Annotated in this window: 15 protein-coding genes and 1 tRNA gene; 6 read left to right on the forward strand and 10 right to left on the reverse strand. The window is 55.9% G+C overall.

Annotated features, from left to right (window positions below; genetic code table 11):
* Nucleotides 1-12 precede the first annotated feature (12 nt).
* Both QZ268_RS08410 and QZ268_RS08415 read right to left on the reverse strand, forming a co-directional pair.
* The gene (locus QZ268_RS08410; protein ID WP_295450902.1) at nucleotides 13-276 is read right to left on the reverse strand and encodes a hypothetical protein; all 264 of its coding nucleotides are present in this window, start codon (nucleotides 274-276) and stop codon (nucleotides 13-15) included.
* A 269-nt stretch (nucleotides 277-545) separates the two neighbouring features.
* Nucleotides 546-1,226, reverse strand: a complete 681-nt coding sequence (locus QZ268_RS08415) for a DUF1295 domain-containing protein (RefSeq protein WP_295450905.1) — start codon at nucleotides 1,224-1,226, stop codon at nucleotides 546-548.
* 125 nt (nucleotides 1,227-1,351) lie between these two features.
* On the opposite strand from QZ268_RS08415, the gene QZ268_RS08420 reads away from it, so the two are divergent.
* Nucleotides 1,352-1,828 carry a TetR/AcrR family transcriptional regulator gene (locus QZ268_RS08420; protein WP_295450909.1) on the forward strand — a complete coding sequence of 159 codons (477 nt, stop codon included), beginning with the start codon at nucleotides 1,352-1,354 and terminating at the stop codon, nucleotides 1,826-1,828.
* Between the two features lie 125 nt (nucleotides 1,829-1,953).
* On the opposite strand, the gene QZ268_RS08425 is transcribed toward QZ268_RS08420, so the two are convergent.
* From QZ268_RS08425 to QZ268_RS08435, 3 genes are read right to left on the reverse strand one after another with little or no spacing between them, the layout of a single operon-like run.
* Complete coding sequence (locus QZ268_RS08425) at nucleotides 1,954-2,712, reverse strand: enoyl-CoA hydratase-related protein (RefSeq protein WP_295450911.1); 759 nt, start codon at nucleotides 2,710-2,712, stop codon at nucleotides 1,954-1,956.
* Between the two features lie 45 nt (nucleotides 2,713-2,757).
* Nucleotides 2,758-3,633 carry an alpha/beta hydrolase gene (locus tag QZ268_RS08430; protein ID WP_295450914.1) on the reverse strand — a complete coding sequence of 292 codons (876 nt, stop codon included), beginning with the start codon at nucleotides 3,631-3,633 and terminating at the stop codon, nucleotides 2,758-2,760.
* Entirely contained in the window at nucleotides 3,611-4,093 is a 483-nt protein-coding gene (locus tag QZ268_RS08435; RefSeq protein ID WP_295450917.1) for a MarR family transcriptional regulator, read from the reverse strand. The genes QZ268_RS08430 and QZ268_RS08435 overlap by 23 nt, the downstream gene beginning before the upstream one ends.
* Nucleotides 4,094-4,407: 314 nt before the next feature.
* Here QZ268_RS08435 and QZ268_RS08440 point away from each other — a divergent pair, with 314 nt between their 5' ends.
* From QZ268_RS08440 to QZ268_RS08450, 3 genes are read left to right on the forward strand one after another with little or no spacing between them, the layout of a single operon-like run.
* Nucleotides 4,408-5,556 (forward strand): ABC transporter substrate-binding protein, encoded by a 1,149-nt coding sequence (locus tag QZ268_RS08440; protein ID WP_295450920.1) that lies wholly within the window; start codon nucleotides 4,408-4,410, stop codon nucleotides 5,554-5,556.
* A gap of 59 nt (nucleotides 5,557-5,615) precedes the next feature.
* Nucleotides 5,616-6,692 carry an iron ABC transporter permease gene (locus tag QZ268_RS08445; protein WP_295450923.1) on the forward strand — a complete coding sequence of 359 codons (1,077 nt, stop codon included), beginning with the start codon at nucleotides 5,616-5,618 and terminating at the stop codon, nucleotides 6,690-6,692.
* On the forward strand, nucleotides 6,689-7,462 hold the full coding sequence (locus QZ268_RS08450; RefSeq protein ID WP_295450926.1) for an ABC transporter ATP-binding protein: 774 nt from the start codon (nucleotides 6,689-6,691) through the stop codon (nucleotides 7,460-7,462). Before QZ268_RS08445 ends, QZ268_RS08450 begins: the two co-directional genes overlap by 4 nt.
* A 161-nt stretch (nucleotides 7,463-7,623) precedes the next feature.
* Here QZ268_RS08450 and QZ268_RS08455 read toward each other — a convergent pair whose 3' ends face one another.
* From QZ268_RS08455 to pdxH, 5 genes are all read right to left on the reverse strand, one after another.
* Complete coding sequence (locus QZ268_RS08455) at nucleotides 7,624-11,274, reverse strand: vitamin B12-dependent ribonucleotide reductase (RefSeq protein ID WP_295450931.1); 3,651 nt, start codon at nucleotides 11,272-11,274, stop codon at nucleotides 7,624-7,626.
* A gap of 924 nt (nucleotides 11,275-12,198) precedes the next feature.
* Nucleotides 12,199-12,275 (reverse strand) — tRNA-Pro (locus tag QZ268_RS08460).
* A 44-nt stretch (nucleotides 12,276-12,319) separates the two neighbouring features.
* The gene (locus QZ268_RS08465) at nucleotides 12,320-12,808 is read right to left on the reverse strand and encodes a DUF192 domain-containing protein (protein ID WP_295450932.1); all 489 of its coding nucleotides are present in this window, start codon (nucleotides 12,806-12,808) and stop codon (nucleotides 12,320-12,322) included.
* 4 nt (nucleotides 12,809-12,812) lie between these two features.
* Nucleotides 12,813-13,355, reverse strand: coding sequence for a cold shock protein (locus QZ268_RS08470; protein ID WP_295450935.1), 543 nt, complete (start codon nucleotides 13,353-13,355; stop codon nucleotides 12,813-12,815).
* A 118-nt stretch (nucleotides 13,356-13,473) separates the two neighbouring features.
* A complete protein-coding gene (pdxH, locus tag QZ268_RS08475; RefSeq protein ID WP_295450937.1) occupies nucleotides 13,474-14,079 on the reverse strand; it encodes a pyridoxamine 5'-phosphate oxidase in 606 nt (201 codons plus the stop codon).
* A 188-nt stretch (nucleotides 14,080-14,267) separates the two neighbouring features.
* Between pdxH and fabI the strand changes: the two genes are divergently transcribed.
* A complete protein-coding gene (gene fabI / locus QZ268_RS08480; RefSeq protein ID WP_295450940.1) occupies nucleotides 14,268-15,071 on the forward strand; it encodes an enoyl-ACP reductase FabI in 804 nt (267 codons plus the stop codon).
* Nucleotides 15,072-15,249: 178 nt separating this feature from the next.
* Nucleotides 15,250-15,712 (forward strand): xanthine phosphoribosyltransferase (gene gpt, locus QZ268_RS08485; protein WP_295450943.1); only part of this gene is annotated, 463 nt, incomplete at its 3' end.

Raw genomic sequence — 15,712 nt, forward strand, 5'->3', positions numbered from 1 at the left:
CCAGCCCCAACATCAGAGCCAACCCACAACAGTGGCCGTGGTCCCGGTGGACTCGACGCCGACGGCCGAAAACTGCAGGGTTTCACCGGCATAGACAGCATAGGTGATCACCTGGCCCTCGCAATCGCGCATAGCAAGATCGCCCGAGCTCACAACTCGCAGCACACGCGGGCGCACTGGCAGATCAACGCCATCGGCCGGCGCGATGGAAAAATGCACGGTGGCGGGGCTGGTCAAGCTGCGGCTCATATCAGCAAAAGGATCAGTCTGGAGCATGTGGTTTGGCCTCATGGTTTCAAGTGAAATACGGCCCCTATTTGGGGTCGAACGGGCTCGGGATCGCTGTCACTCCCATTTGCACCAGACCGCTCCTGCCGCTGGGGAAACAAAAGCTTCCGAGATCCGCCCTTCATTCAGTGTCGCGAGACCAAAATAGGCCAATTGAGGTTGTAAAAGATAATCGACGGCGCCCGATGCCCAGGCAACAGGATCAATTTTGCCCTATGTGGCCGAAGTTTGGCACCCAGAGTTGGGACAGTTTGGCGTCAATAGAGGAACGGCACGAACTTGGCAGTTTTGCGGGAATAGACATGGAACTGGGCGCCATATCGGTCGGCAAGATACCGATCCAGCGCCGGGATGTGGTAAAAGACAAACAGCGCGGTCATCAGCAAGGGAATGGAGAACGCCCAGACAGAGGCTGCCAGAATGGCCCATCCCGTGAACATCAGGCTGTCGCCGAAATAGTTGATATGCATGGAATAAGAGAACAGCCCCCCCGTGTAGCAGCGCCCCTGTGAGCCGGGCAGTTTTTTCCAGGCACGTCGTTGCAGTTCAGAGCCGGTGTTCAGGGAGGATCCGATCACCAGCAAAGCCCCCCCCAGCCAATCCCAAAGACCAAAAGGTGTAGCAATACCGGACAAAGCCCCTGCCCCCAGCAGCAAAAACCCAACTTCAACGAGGCCAATAAACACGGTCAGTCCCAGCCCTTCGGAGAGTTCAACCCGGCGCTGCAGGATCACAAAAAGCGTCACTCCGTGCCGCCCCCAATACAGCACAGCGCATAGCGCCAGGACTTTGGCCCGGGTTGGATCAGCCCACTCAAAACCGCCAAAGGCCAGCCACAGGCAAATCACCACTAGACAAAGGTGCAAAACTGCAAAGGTCAGTTTTGGCCCAAATGACCGGGCATGGGCGCGATCAACACCGCCGTATCTGGTCGCCATTGGCGTTTCCTTTCTTGCTGCCGGTTCAGGGAAAAACCCTTTTTCGTCCACTCGGTCTATAAAACTGCTCTAGACCTCGCCCTTGCTTCATGTCAACAGTATTTGGACCAATCGGACGAAAACAGATGCCAAAAATTGTCGACCACCAGGCTCACAGTCAGCACCTGGCGCAACGCGCTGCGGGGTATTTTTCGGATCATGGCTATGCCGGCACCAGTATGCGCGCGGTGGCGCAGCATCTGGGCCTGTCAAAAAGCGCGCTGTATCACTACTTTCCAAGCAAGGAAGATCTGTTTTTAGCCTGCACCAAACAGGTTATGGGCGCATTTGACGCCGATGTTGTCGACCCAGCGGCGACAGAGCAGCAAAACCTTCACCGCCTGACAGAGGCCCTGCGCCAGGATTTTGCCCGCGAAATGGCGCTGATTTTTGACTACCTGCGGGGCAAGACCCAAAACGAGATTGCCCAGGATGAGGCCATGCAGGTGGCCATGAGCGCTTATCGCAGGGTTGTCACAAGTATTGTCGGAGAAAAACGGGCCGAGGCGGTCCTGGCCCGTTTGTTGGGAGAACTGATGTTAGACTATTTTTCTGGGACATGACGCCCAGAAAGCAGAATGACGCCCCATCTGGGGGCGCAATCTGTGCCAGTACAGACTGACGGCCCATGCCAGCCTGCCAACAGCCTGGGTGACCAGAAGGTGGCAGAGCGAGCACCAAAGCGGCGTCAGGAAAAAGACGGCGTTCGTTTTTGCATCATGGCAGAGACAACCTCGGCGAACTCCGGAGATTTCAACTGCGCCACAAACAGGTCGGACTCGCGCTGCATGTGCACTGCAACCTGATCGCGCTGATGACGGATCAGGGATTTTGACAGTTTAATCGCCTCAGGCGCCGATGCGGCGACGTGTTTGGCAATCTCTGCCACCTGCCCCTGCAGCTCGCCGTCATCAAATACCCGGGAAACCAGGCCGTAGCTATGCGCCTCTTCGGCGGACAGGCTTCGCCCGGCCAGCAGGATGTCATTGGCCACTGCCATCCCTACCGAGGCCGACAACAACATTGACGAGGCAGCTTCTGGCACCAGACCTAGTTTGACAAAGGGCGCGGTGAAGGTTGCGCTGGCAGCGGCATAGACCAGATCACAATGCAGCAGCATCGTTAGCCCGATGCCAATTGCGGGGCCATTCACGGCGGCAATCACCGGCTTTGTGCAAGTAGAGATCGCTTCGAGAAACCGGGCGACAGGTGGCAAATCCTCTGTGTGATCCGCCGTGGAAAAATCCTGCAGGTCATTGCCAGCGGTGAAATAATCCTCCGCTCCGGTAATGACAAAGGCGCGCTGTGTGTCAGAGGCCTCATAGGCTTTGAGCGCATCCGCCATGACCCCATACATCTGTTGGGTGATCGCATTGCGTTTTTGCGGCCGATTGATGGTCAGAAGGGTAACCCGGCCATCGGTCTCTAGTGTAATTGTGTCGGTCATAACAGCAGTCCTAACATGTGAAGTCGTAGAGGCAATTCTGCCAATTCAATCGGTTACCTGATCTTGTGAAAGCCAATTCCAGCATTCCAACCAAAGCGCTTCGCGGCCTGGTCGAAAGGCACCCTCGTGACCAATTCGCTTAACACCAATGTCAGCGGGGGTTCGAATTTGCAATGATTTCGCTGCGTTGGGATAGTACGCCAGCAGATCGCGCGCCGCCCGCGGGGTCGCAATTGGATCATCGGAAAAGACCCAGGATCGGATGGGGGCCGTCACATCGCCGTAGTGCTGTGGCTTTAGCAGCCCCTCATAATCGGTGCGAAAATAGCTGCGACGTTGGCTCCATTTGCGCCAGGTTCTGAACACGCGCGGTGGCAAGGCCTCGCCCTGCCAGCCGCCCACAGGTTTGATATAGCCCCAGCGCAGCAAGGAATAGCTGCCCAAAATCCACCAGAAATAAAACTCAAGCGGCCAGTTCTTGATTTGGTGGCCGCCAAAATACCCAGTTCCAACAGAAACAAATGCATGGCGATCAATGGCTTGGTGATTGGACATAACGCCAATGAAATGGCCGCCAACGCTATGGGCCAGATGGGTGATGCGCAGACCCGGCGCCGCCTGGGACAGGTGCTCCACGGCGGCAACCATATCGTATCGGCCCCAATCAGGATACTCGATCTCAGATTGGGCCAGATCCCCCTGGCACGACCCTGCAATGCCGCGATAATCATAGGTCAGCACAATGGCGCCACGTTCGGCCATAAACTGCGCAATCGCATGATAAAACTGGCGCGGAAACCCGGTGCCTGCGGAGATCAGAACCGCCAGTTTAGGGCTGTCGCAGCTGGTCAAATCGCCTTGCAGCGTGACACCGTCACTGGTGGTAAAACGTGTTGGTTCACGCTGTGTCGATTGCGTCATGGTCATCTCCGCCAGGGGGTGAAACAGGGTTGATAATCTCATCCGCGTGATCGACGAGATGCGTTAAGAACCTCTGGATAACCAGCTGTTCTTTATCATTAAAAGGTGCAAGCAAAGCCGCGTTGAAATGGGAGGTCTCTTCCTTGACATGGGCCAGCATTTTGGCACCGTTTTGGGCAAGATGCACATTGATAACCCGGCGATCACTGGTAGAGGCAATGCGGGCAACAAGGCCACGATCAACCATGCGATCCACCAGCCCCGTCAGACTGGATTTCCCCATCGAGAGCCGTTTGGCAATTTCAGAAATGGGCTGCGCATCTGACTGGGACAAGACAAATAACACTGCAATTTGGCTTGTGGTCAGCCCCACGCTCTGGCGCGTACGCTGGTCAGCCGCGCGAAACAACGCATTATGAGCCACCTGCAATTGATGAAAGACACGCAGTTTTACCGACACAACAGGACTCCAAAACAAACTTATATTTAGTTCGTATATGGACTAACCAGACCTGGCAATACCTGCTCCAACAGCATGACGCGAAGTCACAGAGGATCAAAATCAAAGCTGTTCAGGCACAGGGGATTTTGATCACAGAGGGTTCCCACCAGACCAAGAGCAATGATGCTAAATTTATTTTGCATTATTTCAAAGCCCTACAGGACACTCTTGAGTTCAACTCCTGCCCTTGCATTTTCTTACAAAATCACTTGGGTATATCCAAAAAGTTCATTACAACCCCGACTCACACGATCAACACACTGGAGACGCTTATGTCCTATGCGACATCAATGGGCGGTTTCCTTGGTGCTGTTACAGCCAGTGCACTCTTGATTGCACAAGCCAGTGAAGCTCAAGCGGACGCCCTCACTGTTACAGATATTGCCGGCCGACAGGTCACGTTCACGGAACTGCCTGACAAGATTGTTCTGGGCGAAGGCCGCATGATCTATTCGATTGCACCGATCACCACCGGCAATCCGTTTGAAAAAATCATTGGCTGGAAAGACGATCTGATCAACTACGATCCAGATGCTTTCCGCAAATACGAAAATGCCTTCCCAGACGACACCGCCCGCCTGATCAACTTTGGCAACCCCTATGCTGGCGATTTCAGCATCGAAGCCGTATTGGAGGCAGAGACAGATCTCTTGTTGCTCGACGTGGGCAACCTGTTCAAAGCCAAAGAAACCGGCCTGATCGAAAAAATGGAAACCGCAGGCGTCAACGTGGCCTTTGTTGATTTCCGCCGCAACGCAACCGAAAACACCGTGCCATCGCTGTTGATGATGGGCCGTATCCTGGGCGAGGAAAAGCGGGCTGCGGAGTTTATTGATTTCTATATCGGCCAGATGCGCAAGGTCACAAACGTTGTTGATCAGATCCCGGCGGACGCGCGCCCGCTGGTGGCGATAGAAAACGCCGCCGGCTGGCAAGCTGATTTTTGCTGTTGGTCCTTTGGTCCCTACAACTTTGGCCGCTTTGTCGAACTGGCCGGCGGGGTCAACTATGGCTCGACCCTGGCCAATGCCTATTCTGTCGATATCAGTCTGGAAGGGCTGATTGAGGCGGATCCTGATCACATCATCGCCACCGGTGCCAACTGGAAAGAGACGCGCCCAGAGGTCACCTCGATTTTGCTGGGCTATGACGGCGACCCGGTGGAAAATCAGGCCAAGCTACAGGCGCTGGCAGAGCGCACCGGGTTTGCCCAGATGCGGGCGGTGAAAGAGAGCAATATGCACGCGATCTACCACCAGTTTTACAATTCACCCTATCACTTCGTTGCGGTGCAACAGATTGCCAAATGGCTCCACCCAGAGGAGTTTGCGGATCTGGATCCGCAGGCCTCCTTTGAAGAACTGCACGATCAGTTTCTGCCGTTTGAAGCCTCCGGCCAGTTCTGGGCATCGCTCAAATAACACTCACCAGGTTCGCACTGCGGCTGTGCTCTGCGAACCTGACACTTGGAAATCCTAAAATGACAGATCAAACGACCTCTGCTGGTTTGAACGCAGCTGCTCTGGTGATGGCTTACAAACGGCGCAGTCTGCGCGGCGTTGGGCTGGTTGCAGGCGCGGTAATCGTAATGATGTGCCTTGTTGTTCTGGACATCATCACCGGGCCTGCAAACCTGAGCTTTGGACGCACGTTTGCGGTGATCCTGGATCCATCGCTGGCATCGCCAAAGGAACAGGTAATCATCTGGCAGCTGCGGTTGCCCGTGGCCCTGATGGCGGTGACGGTTGGCGCCATGCTGGGCGTTGCCGGTGCGGAAATGCAGACCATTTTGAACAACCCGCTTGCAGATCCCTTTACCCTCGGTCTGTCATCAGCCGCCAGCTTTGGCGCCGCGCTGGCCATCGTGCTGGGCTGGTCGGTTGTGCCGGGTGTTGGCGGGCTGTTTGTCACCGCCAATGCCTTTGTTCTGGCGATGCTCACCTCTGGCTGTTTGTTTCTTTTCACCCGACTGCGCGGCGTCACACCTGAGGCGATGATCCTTGTCGGGATCGCAATGCTGTTTACATTCAACGCCTTGCTGGCCTTTCTTCAATACGGCGCATCCGAACTGCAATTGGCGCAGCTGATTTTCTGGCAACTCGGCTCACTCGCCCGTGCCTCCTGGGCCAAAGTTGGCGTTTGCATCGCCGTTTTGCTGATTGTGCTGCCCTATTTCATGTCCCGGTCCTGGGCCTTGACGGCCCTGCGCATGGGCGAGGAAAAAGCCGCAGCGCTTGGGGTCAATGTTTCGCTGTTGCGCATGTCGGTCCTGGCTGGGGTGTCGCTGCTCTCTGCGGTTGCGGTGTCCTTTGTCGGAGCTGTGGCCTTTGTCGGGCTTGTAGGTCCCCATATTGCCCGCATGATCGTCGGCGAAGATCAACGGGGCTTTCTGCCGCTTTCGGCGCTTTGCGGTGCGCTGATCATGTCCGGCACCTCAATCGCCTCCAAGGCAATCACACCGGGCATTGTCTATCCAATTGGCATGATCACATCGCTGATCGGCATCCCGTTTTTCATCCTGTTGATCCTTGGACAACGTAAGAGGCATTGGCAATGACCAAACTAAGCGCTGAAAACCTGTCCTTTTCCTATGGGGCGCGGCCCGTTCTGAAGGGGCTGGAGTTTGATCCATTGCCCTCGGGCAAGCTGACGGCTTTGATCGGGCCAAATGCGGCGGGGAAATCCACCTTGTTTCGCCTGATCTCAGGTCTGGCCAAGCCTGCAGCGGGTCACGTCATCCTGAATGACACGGATCTGGCCTCTCTGGGGGCTCGGGACCGGCTCAAACGCATCTGCTTTATGCCGCAGTACTTTGCCGCAAACGCAGCCCTGACCGTTTTTGATGTGGTGATGATGGCGCATAAGCAATTGCGCGGCTGGCGGGTCTCCGGGGCAGATATGGCGGCCGTGGCCCAGGCCCTGGAAGAGGCCGGGATCGGGCATTTGTCACAAGCCTATGTGAGCGATCTGTCCGGCGGCCAATCCCAGATGGTTTCGGTGGCCCAGGCACTGATCCGCCACTCTGATGTCTACCTGTTTGATGAGCCCACCTCGGCGCTGGATCTGCGTCATCAGCTAGAGGTGCTGACCCGTATTCGCGCCACCATGATGGCGCGCGACAGTATTGGCGTTGTTGCCTTGCATGATCTGAACCTCGCAGCGCGATTTGCCGATCACCTTATCCTATTGGGCCAGGGGCGCATTCTTGCCCAGGGCAGTGCAGAAACCGTTCTGCGCTCACCGGCGATATCCGAAACCTACAAGGTGGAGGTCGAAACCAGCACCGGCCCCAGACAGGATCTGACCGTCCATGCCTATGCGTCGTAAATATATCCTGTTGCTCTGACGGGCTGCTCGACACAGGAAACCGCGAAATAACAAAACCCGCGCCACATCTGGCGCGGGTTTTATAATGTTAAGTCAAGACCTTGCTACAAAGAGTTACATCTAAACAGCCTGACCCTATAAACAACGTCTCCCCCAAGGGCTTAGGAACAGCCAGAGGTGGAGCCGCAGGTGTTGCACTTCATACAGGTACCATTACGCACCAGCGTGTAGTTGCCGCATTCGCCGCAGGCCTCGCCCTCATAGCCCTGCATCTTGGCCTTGGTGCGCGCATCCATGCCCGTGACTGGGGCTGCGGTGGTTTCTGGCACCAGGGATTGCAGATCGGAAACCGGATCCGCCGCCGAGACACCTGCGTTCATCAGACCCGTTTCACCGGTTTGCCCGCCCTGAAGCACCACAAGATCCTGTGGCAGACGCTTGCGCAGATACCCAGTGGAAGAGATCTGTTTCAGCACTTCGAGCGACCGGGTTGCGGCGCTTTCGCTGATTTCCGACAGGTTGGATACGCCTTCTTCCTCGCCGCGACCAATATCGTCAAAGGCTGGGCCCTGGGGTTTGACATGCGCCAAATCCGTCCGATCCAGATAGCTCACCGCCAGTTCGCGGAACACATAGTCAAGGATCGAGGTGGCATTTTTGATCGAGTCATTGCCCTGGACCATGCCAGCGGGTTCGAACTTGGTGAAGGTAAAGGCATCGACGAACTCTTCCAGGGGCACGCCGTATTGCAGACCAACCGAGACCGCGATGGCAAAGTTGTTCATCATCGCCCGGAACCCTGCACCCTCTTTGTGCATGTCGATGAAGATCTCACCCAGGGTGCCGCTCTCATATTCGCCGGTCCGCAGGTAGACTTTGTGACCGCCAACAACCGCTTTTTGCGTATAACCCTTGCGCCGGTGCGGCATCTTGGTGCGGTGGGATTTGATCACTTCCTTGATGACGATCTTCTCGACAATTTTCTCTGCCAGAACAACGGCTTTTTCCTGATTGTTGCCGGTTTCCAGCAGCTCTGCTGCCTCATCGTCATCCTCAACCAGCGCCGCTGCCAGCGGCTGGCTCAGCTTGGAGCCATCACGGTACAACGCATTGGCCTTGACGCCCAGGGACCAGCTCAGCTCATAGGCTTTCTGGCACTCTTCGATGGCGGCATCATTGGGCATGTTGATGGTTTTTGAAATCGCACCGGAGATAAAGCTTTGGGCTGCAGCCATCATGCGGATATGGCTTTCAACGCCAAGAAAACGCTTACCTTTTTTGCCACAAGGGTTGGCGCAGTCAAAGATCTGATAATGCTCTTCTTTCAGATGTGGCGCCCCTTCCAGCGTCATGGTGCCACAGACATGGTCATTGGCGGCGTCGATGTCGGCCTTGCTAAAGCCGAGGTGGCGTAGCAAATCAAAGGTGGGATCATTCAGCTTTTTCGCCGGAATGCCCAGTACGCCGGTGCAGAAATCCTCGCCCAGGGTCCACTGGTTGAACACAAAGCGAATGTCAAAAGCTGCTTCCAAGGCACTGTCGATCTTGGACAATTCATTGGGGCCAAAGCCGTGGCCAGCCAGCGAGGTGTGGTTGATACCCGGCGCATTGCCGAGGGACGCATGACCCACCGCGTAAGAGACGATCTCTTCAATCTGCGAGGAGCTATATCCGAGCCCTTCGAGAGCGGAGGGCACCGACCGGTTGATAATTTTGAAGTAGCCGCCACCAGCCAGTTTCTTGAATTTCACCAGGGCAAAATCCGGCTCAATTCCGGTGGTGTCACAGTCCATTACCAGGCCAATGGTGCCGGTGGGGGCGATGACGGTGGTTTGGGCATTGCGGTAGCCGTGCTTTTCACCCAGCTCCAATGCCTCGTCCCAGGCCCCCATGGCCAGATCCGCAAGCCGTGCATCTGGGCAGCCGGAAATATCCAGCGGCACCGGCGGAACCGAAAGCCCCTCATAGCCCGTAATCTTGCCCATTGCCGCGGTGCGGTGGTTGCGAATGACCTTGAGCATGGCGTCGGCATTGCGGGCATAGCCAGAAAATGCGCCCAGTTCCCCCGCCATCTCAGCCGAGGTGGCATAGGCAACACCGGTCATCAGCGCGGTCAGCGAACCGCAAAGCGCCCGGCCTTCCTCGCTATCGTAGCCATAGCCCATGTTCATCAGCAAACCGCCGATATTGGCATAGCCCAGGCCCAGGGTTCTGAAGTCATAAGACCGCTGAGCGATCTCTTTGGAGGGGAACTGCGCCATGGTGACCGAGATTTCCAGTGTCACAGTCCACAGACGGCAGGCATGCATGTAGTCCTCAGCCTGGAACTTGCCATCCTTGTAGAAGGTCAACAGGTTCAAAGATGCCAGGTTACAGGCGGTGTCATCCAGGAACATATATTCCGAACACGGGTTTGAGCCGCGAATTTCCCCATCCGCCGGACAGGTATGCCACTCGTTCACGGTGTCGTGGAACTGAATGCCAGGATCGGCACAGGCCCAGGCCGCATGGCCGACTTTTTCCCACAGGTCCCGCGCCTTGACGGTTTTGGCAACCTTGCCATCCGTGCGGTTGATCAGCTGCCAATCGGCATCTTTTTTCACCGCATGCAAAAACGCATTGGTGACCCGGATCGAGTTGTTGGAGTTCTGACCAGAGACAGAATTATAGGCCTCGGAATCCCAGTCGGTATCATAGATCGGGAATTCAATGCTGTCATAGCCCTGCTTGGCGTAGTCCAGCACACGTTTGATATAGGTCTCGGGGATCGCAACCTTCTTGGCCTCGCGGACCGCCGTTTTCAGTGCCGGGTTGTTTGCAGGCTCATAGGCATCCACAGAGGCGCCATCCCAGGACCGGATGGCGGCAAAAATGCTGTTCAGCATTTTCTCATGCATCTTGGAACCGGCCACAATCGAGGCAACTTTCTGCTCTTCGATGACCTTCCATTCGATGAAATCTTCGATATCGGGATGGTCCGCATCCACAATAACCATCTTGGCCGCGCGCCGGGTGGTGCCACCAGATTTGATCGCCCCCGCAGCGCGGTCGCCAATACGCAAGAAGCCCATCAGACCAGAGGATTTGCCGCCGCCCGACAGGGCCTCACCTTCGCCGCGCAGGTGGCTGAAATTGGTGCCGGTGCCAGAGCCATATTTGAACAGGCGCGCCTCGCGCACCCAAAGATCCATAATGCCGCCCTCGTTGACCAGGTCATCCGCCACGGACTGGATAAAGCAGGCATGGGGCTGCGGGTGCTCATAGGAGCTGGTGGATTTTGTCAGCTTGCCGGTTTTGTAATCAACATAGTGGTGGCCCTGGGCCGGACCATCAATGCCATAGGCCCAGTGCAGACCGGTGTTGAACCACTGCGGACTATTGGGCGCGGCGCGCTGGGTCGCCAGCATGTGGCGCATTTCGTCAAAATAGGCGCGGGCGTCTTCTTCGCTGGTAAAATAGCCGCCTTTCCAGCCCCAATAGGTCCAGGCCCCGGCCAGACGATCAAACACCTGCTTAGAGGAGGTTTCGCCCCCGGTGGGCACATCCTTACCAGCGGGAACAGAGCGCCACAGGAACTCAGGAACGCCCTCTTCTTTGACCTTTTTCAGCCGTTCGGGCACGCCGGCTTTGCGAAAATACTTCTGCGCAATGACATCGCTGGCAACCTGGCTCCAGCTGGAGGGCACCTCGATATTCTCCTGACGGAACACAATGGTGCCATCCGGGTTTCGAATTTCTGATGTGGCAGAAATGAAATCCAGAGATTTATAGGCGTCCTGCCCTGACTTGGTGAATTTGCGCTCGATCTTCATGCTCTGCCCCTTGAGATGTTCGTCTCATAACTTCATTGCCGCCACAGCAGCCGCTGTGACCTACCCGGTCGGAAAGCACATCACAGCTGGCAGGCCTGTTTACGGGCCAACTACACAAGACCTTCGCCGGCCATTTATTGTGGATATGTCTAGTGTTTTCCCATCGTCCCGGCGCTGCAAATCTCACTAGATCTAGTAGCGCCAACTCGAATTCCCACAATTTGACGTATAGACCCCAAGAGGGTCAACGGATATTTTACCAATTTTAAACCATCTTTACTGTTGACGAAAATTCCCCAAACGCGGCGCTTGCAGTTGCGAGTGATTCACCCACAGGCTACGGCATCGCAGGGGGCAAAAGTTACCAATCCAGCAGCTGGGAAAATTCGGGTAACAGCAACGACTTGTCCCTAGAAGTTGAAAGCGCACCGCACTCCCTTCGCAAAGCCCTGCCAAAAATACCACCAGCGCACGGTCAGCAAAGGCAAGCATGCGCCGTCCAGCATCGGCCAACAGGCTCGCGGTGGACCTGTGATATCCTTGCACAGATTTTGAGCAACCGATCACGGACTTGGCGGACAGGCCATTAACACTTTTTAAACCTATTGCCACGCTTTCGCGTCACTTCCTTAAGGAAGGGTTAAGAGCGGCCGCAGGGATATTCCAAACTGTTTCAGCGCCGCGCTGTGATTCTATGCAGTCGCACCAGAAAGATTGGCAAAGCCTATTAGATCCCAACCAGAATGCGCGCCACCCGGGCAGCTGCAACCTTGAGCCAAAAGAAATTGATATGAGGTCTGAAGAGAGGTGCTGGAAAAGAAAACGGGCAGTCGCATCTGAATGCGAACTGCCCGTTTTAGGTCCGACCCAATAGGGTCTTCTCTTACAAACACCACCGAAAAGCACAATGCTTTCAAGTGATTATGGTCGGGGCGGCGAGATTCGAACTCACGACCCCCTGTACCCAAAACAGGTGCGCTACCAGACTGCGCCACGCCCCGGACCGTGCGCTGTTCCTAACGCCAGTGGATTGATTTGAAAACCCCTAACAAGGCCAAATTGGTGCAGTTTTTGAAAAAACTTTGTGGCGCATCTCGGTGCCGATCGAAATTCCATATCTAGCGGCCAAACCACCATTGATTTCGAGCACAGCAAAGACGTTACTGCCGCCCGGCAGCGGCGTCAGATCACCGGGAACCGCATCCGCCTGCACCCGAATGACCCGACCGGTCTGATCGAGAAAAATGATATCAAGTGGAATGAGGGTATTCTTCATCCAAAAGGCCACGCGCTGCGGCTTTGAATAGACAAAAAGCATACCCGCGCCCCGCGCCATGCTTTCGCGGAACATCAGCCCCTGGGCGCGTTCGGCTTCGTCATCAGCAATTTCAACGGAAAAGGATGTTTGCCCCCAGCTGCCACGCAGCTCCACCCGATCGGGACGACAGTCCGCTGCGAGAACTGGGGCAGAAAGGCCCAGGCCACAGATAAGGGCCAAGGCCGGTGCGGCGAGAGAGGCTCTCAACCGCGCCATGAGATCAGCTGTCCTGATTGCTATCAAGCAGGGCGGCTTCCCAGGCTTGAACTTCGGCAGCCATTTGACCGCGTTTGCCGTCAATCACCCGCACGGCCAGGGCTTCGCCAGGCTGCAGATCCGCCAGGCCAGATTGGCGCAGCACCTCTACATGCAGAAAGACATCTTCGCTGCGGCCAAAGATATTGGCAAAACCAAATCCCTTGCCTTTGTTGAACCACTTCACCCGCGCAGGTACCAGCGGTTTGGAGGTCAAATCACTGAGGTCAAAATCGGCAAAATCGCTCAGAACCGGAGACTCCTCGCGCTCCGGCGGATGGATTGCCAGGACTTCGACCGCCTGCACCCCCCGATCGGTGCGATGGGTCACTATTTCGACACGGGTACCATCTGCAACGGAACTCTGTCCGAAATTACGAAGTACATTTACGTGCAACAAAATATCAGGGCCGCCCAGATCGGACACAACAAAACCAAATCCCTTGGTGGGATCAAACCATTTAACGAGGCCTTGGATTTGCTGCAGGCTGCTCAGATCTTCTGCCACTTATCTCATCCACTGCGTATTTTTCATTTTGGTAGTGACGTGATGCGCGATTTCACTGCCTAATTTCAAGCAAAAACCCTCCCATTTGTTAGGAAAGTGCTATTTTCCTTGATAAACCTTAAGGATTAAGTCGCGAAACAGACCATTTGTCCTGTTCGGCATCATAAATCCAAGTAAAACGGTCGTGTAAACGAAAGGCCCCATCCGCCCAAAACTCAATTTCGACAGGTGAAATTCGATATCCACCCCAAAACGGCGGTCTTGGGGGATTCGGCCCCTTGGTGGCTGTCACCTTCGCCACCTCAGCCATCAGGCTGGCACGGCTGTCCAGCGGCCGGGACTGTTTTGAGGCCCAGGCGCCAAGGCGGCTTTTGAGCGAGCGAGAGGCATAATATTCATCCGCCTTTGGCCCCTCCTCGCGGCTGATATTGCCGCGCACGCGGATTTGCCGCCGCAGGGATTTCCAATGCATGACAAAGGAGGCCTTGCCAGCCTGGTCCAGCTCCTGGGCCTTGGCGCTTTCGTAATTTGTATAAAAGACAAAGGCGTCCGCTTCGATCTCTTTCAGCAAGACCATGCGCGAATTGGGCAACCCATTGGAATCAACCGTCGCCAACGCAATCGCATTGGGATCATTGATTTCGGTCTTTTCCGCCTCTGTCAGCCAGGTGCGGGCAATTTCAAATGGGTCATCGCCGGCAAAGATCCCTGAACGTTCGCTCATAAGAGCCTCCTGTCTGTTTTCGTCGGTACACTAGGCAGCACATTTCAGAACAGCAAGGGCTGCGCGACACGGATCTGGCCTGGACAGCCACTGGGTCAGTTGCAGGAACAATCAAGGTGGCCCCTTGAAGCAGGCGCACCAACATATTAAACGTGTTTAACTTTACGGAACACAGGCGGAGAACCTGAATGTCTAATCAACTGCTGACCGGCAAGCGCGGTCTGATCATGGGCCTGGCCAATGACAAATCGATTGCCTGGGGAATAGCCAAAGCCTGTGCCGATGCGGGTGCTGAGCTGGCCTTTTCCTTTCAGGGCGACGCTCTGAAAAAACGCGTCGTGCCGCTGGCCGAACAGCTGGGGAGCGATATCGTTCTGCCCTGCGATGTATCGGACGAAGCCTCGATGGATGCGCTGTTTGCCTCCTTGCAAGAAAAATGGGGTAAGCTGGACTTTGTGGTTCATGCCATCGGTTTCTCGGACAAGAGCGAGCTGCGCGGCCGCTACGTCGACACCAGCCGCGACAATTTCCAGATGACCATGGATATTTCAGTCTATTCCTTTACCGCCATCGCCAAACGCGCGGAAAAGATGATGGCTGAGGGCGGCTCGATGCTGACGCTCACCTATTATGGCGCCGAGCAGGTGATGCCGCACTATAATGTCATGGGTGTTGCCAAGGCCGCGCTAGAAGCCTCCGTCAAATATCTGGCCGAAGATCTGGGCAAAGACGGCATTCGCGTCAACGCCATCTCGGCTGGTCCGATCAAAACCCTGGCCGCCTCGGGTATTGGTGATTTCCGCTACATCATGAAGTGGAACGAATACAACTCGCCGCTGCGTCGCAATGTGACCACGGATGATGTGGGCAAATCTGCCCTGTACCTGCTGTCTGATCTCAGCTCCGGCGTGACCGGTGAGAACCTGCACGTGGATGCGGGCTACCACGTGGTTGGCATGAAAGCTGTCGACGCGCCTGACATTACAAAATAACCTCTGCTAGATTCCCCTCCTGTTCACCCTGCCCCATTTCCTTCACGGGGCGGAGTGATCAGGAGGTACCACCTTTGACTAGACTGCTTTTTTGATCACTGCGCCCACAGGCCTCCTTCGCGAAGCTCGGCCAGGATCGGATCAGCACCCCCACGCAGCCACTGCCGGAGCCATAAAGATGACAGACCGCCTGCCGCATGAAAAAGGCTTTCATATCAGCTGGGACCAGATCCACCGAGACAGCCGGGCGCTGGCCTGGCGTTTGGATGGACAGGGGCCCGACAATAATGCCTGGCGCGCCGTGGTGGCAATCACCCGTGGCGGCATGGCCCCTGCAATGATCATCGCCCGCGAGCTGGACATCCGCACGGTCGATACCATCAGCGTGAAATCCTATCATTCCGGCGGCGGCAAGGCCGATCAACAGCGCGAAGCCGAAGTGCTGAAAAGCCCCGACCCCGCACTGATGGGCGATGGCGAAGGTATTCTGATCATCGACGATCTGGTGGACAGTGGCAAAACTCTGGAACTGGTGCGGGCCATGTACCCCAAGGCGCATGTTGCCACCGTCTATGCCAAACCCAAAGGCCGCCCCATGGTGGATACCTTTATCACCGAGGTCAGCCAGGACACCTGGATCT

Source organism: uncultured Pseudophaeobacter sp. (assembly GCA_905479575.1).
Taxonomy (GTDB): Bacteria; Pseudomonadota; Alphaproteobacteria; order Rhodobacterales; family Rhodobacteraceae; genus Pseudophaeobacter.

Coding starts and splice junctions, on each gene's coding strand:
- fabI (WP_295450940.1), top strand. CDS start 14,268: ATGTCTAATCAACTGCTGACCGGCAAGCGCGGTCTGATCATGGGCCTG.
- QZ268_RS08430 (WP_295450914.1), bottom strand. CDS start 3,633: ATGACGCAATCGACACAGCGTGAACCAACACGTTTTACCACCAGTGAC.
- QZ268_RS08415 (WP_295450905.1), bottom strand. CDS start 1,226: ATGGCGACCAGATACGGCGGTGTTGATCGCGCCCATGCCCGGTCATTT.
- QZ268_RS08445 (WP_295450923.1), top strand. CDS start 5,616: ATGACAGATCAAACGACCTCTGCTGGTTTGAACGCAGCTGCTCTGGTG.
- QZ268_RS08420 (WP_295450909.1), top strand. CDS start 1,352: ATGCCAAAAATTGTCGACCACCAGGCTCACAGTCAGCACCTGGCGCAA.
- QZ268_RS08455 (WP_295450931.1), bottom strand. CDS start 11,274: ATGAAGATCGAGCGCAAATTCACCAAGTCAGGGCAGGACGCCTATAAA.
- QZ268_RS08465 (WP_295450932.1), bottom strand. CDS start 12,808: ATGGCGCGGTTGAGAGCCTCTCTCGCCGCACCGGCCTTGGCCCTTATC.
- QZ268_RS08440 (WP_295450920.1), top strand. CDS start 4,408: ATGTCCTATGCGACATCAATGGGCGGTTTCCTTGGTGCTGTTACAGCC.
- pdxH (WP_295450937.1), bottom strand. CDS start 14,079: ATGAGCGAACGTTCAGGGATCTTTGCCGGCGATGACCCATTTGAAATT.
- QZ268_RS08425 (WP_295450911.1), bottom strand. CDS start 2,712: ATGACCGACACAATTACACTAGAGACCGATGGCCGGGTTACCCTTCTG.
- QZ268_RS08450 (WP_295450926.1), top strand. CDS start 6,689: ATGACCAAACTAAGCGCTGAAAACCTGTCCTTTTCCTATGGGGCGCGG.
- QZ268_RS08410 (WP_295450902.1), bottom strand. CDS start 276: ATGCTCCAGACTGATCCTTTTGCTGATATGAGCCGCAGCTTGACCAGC.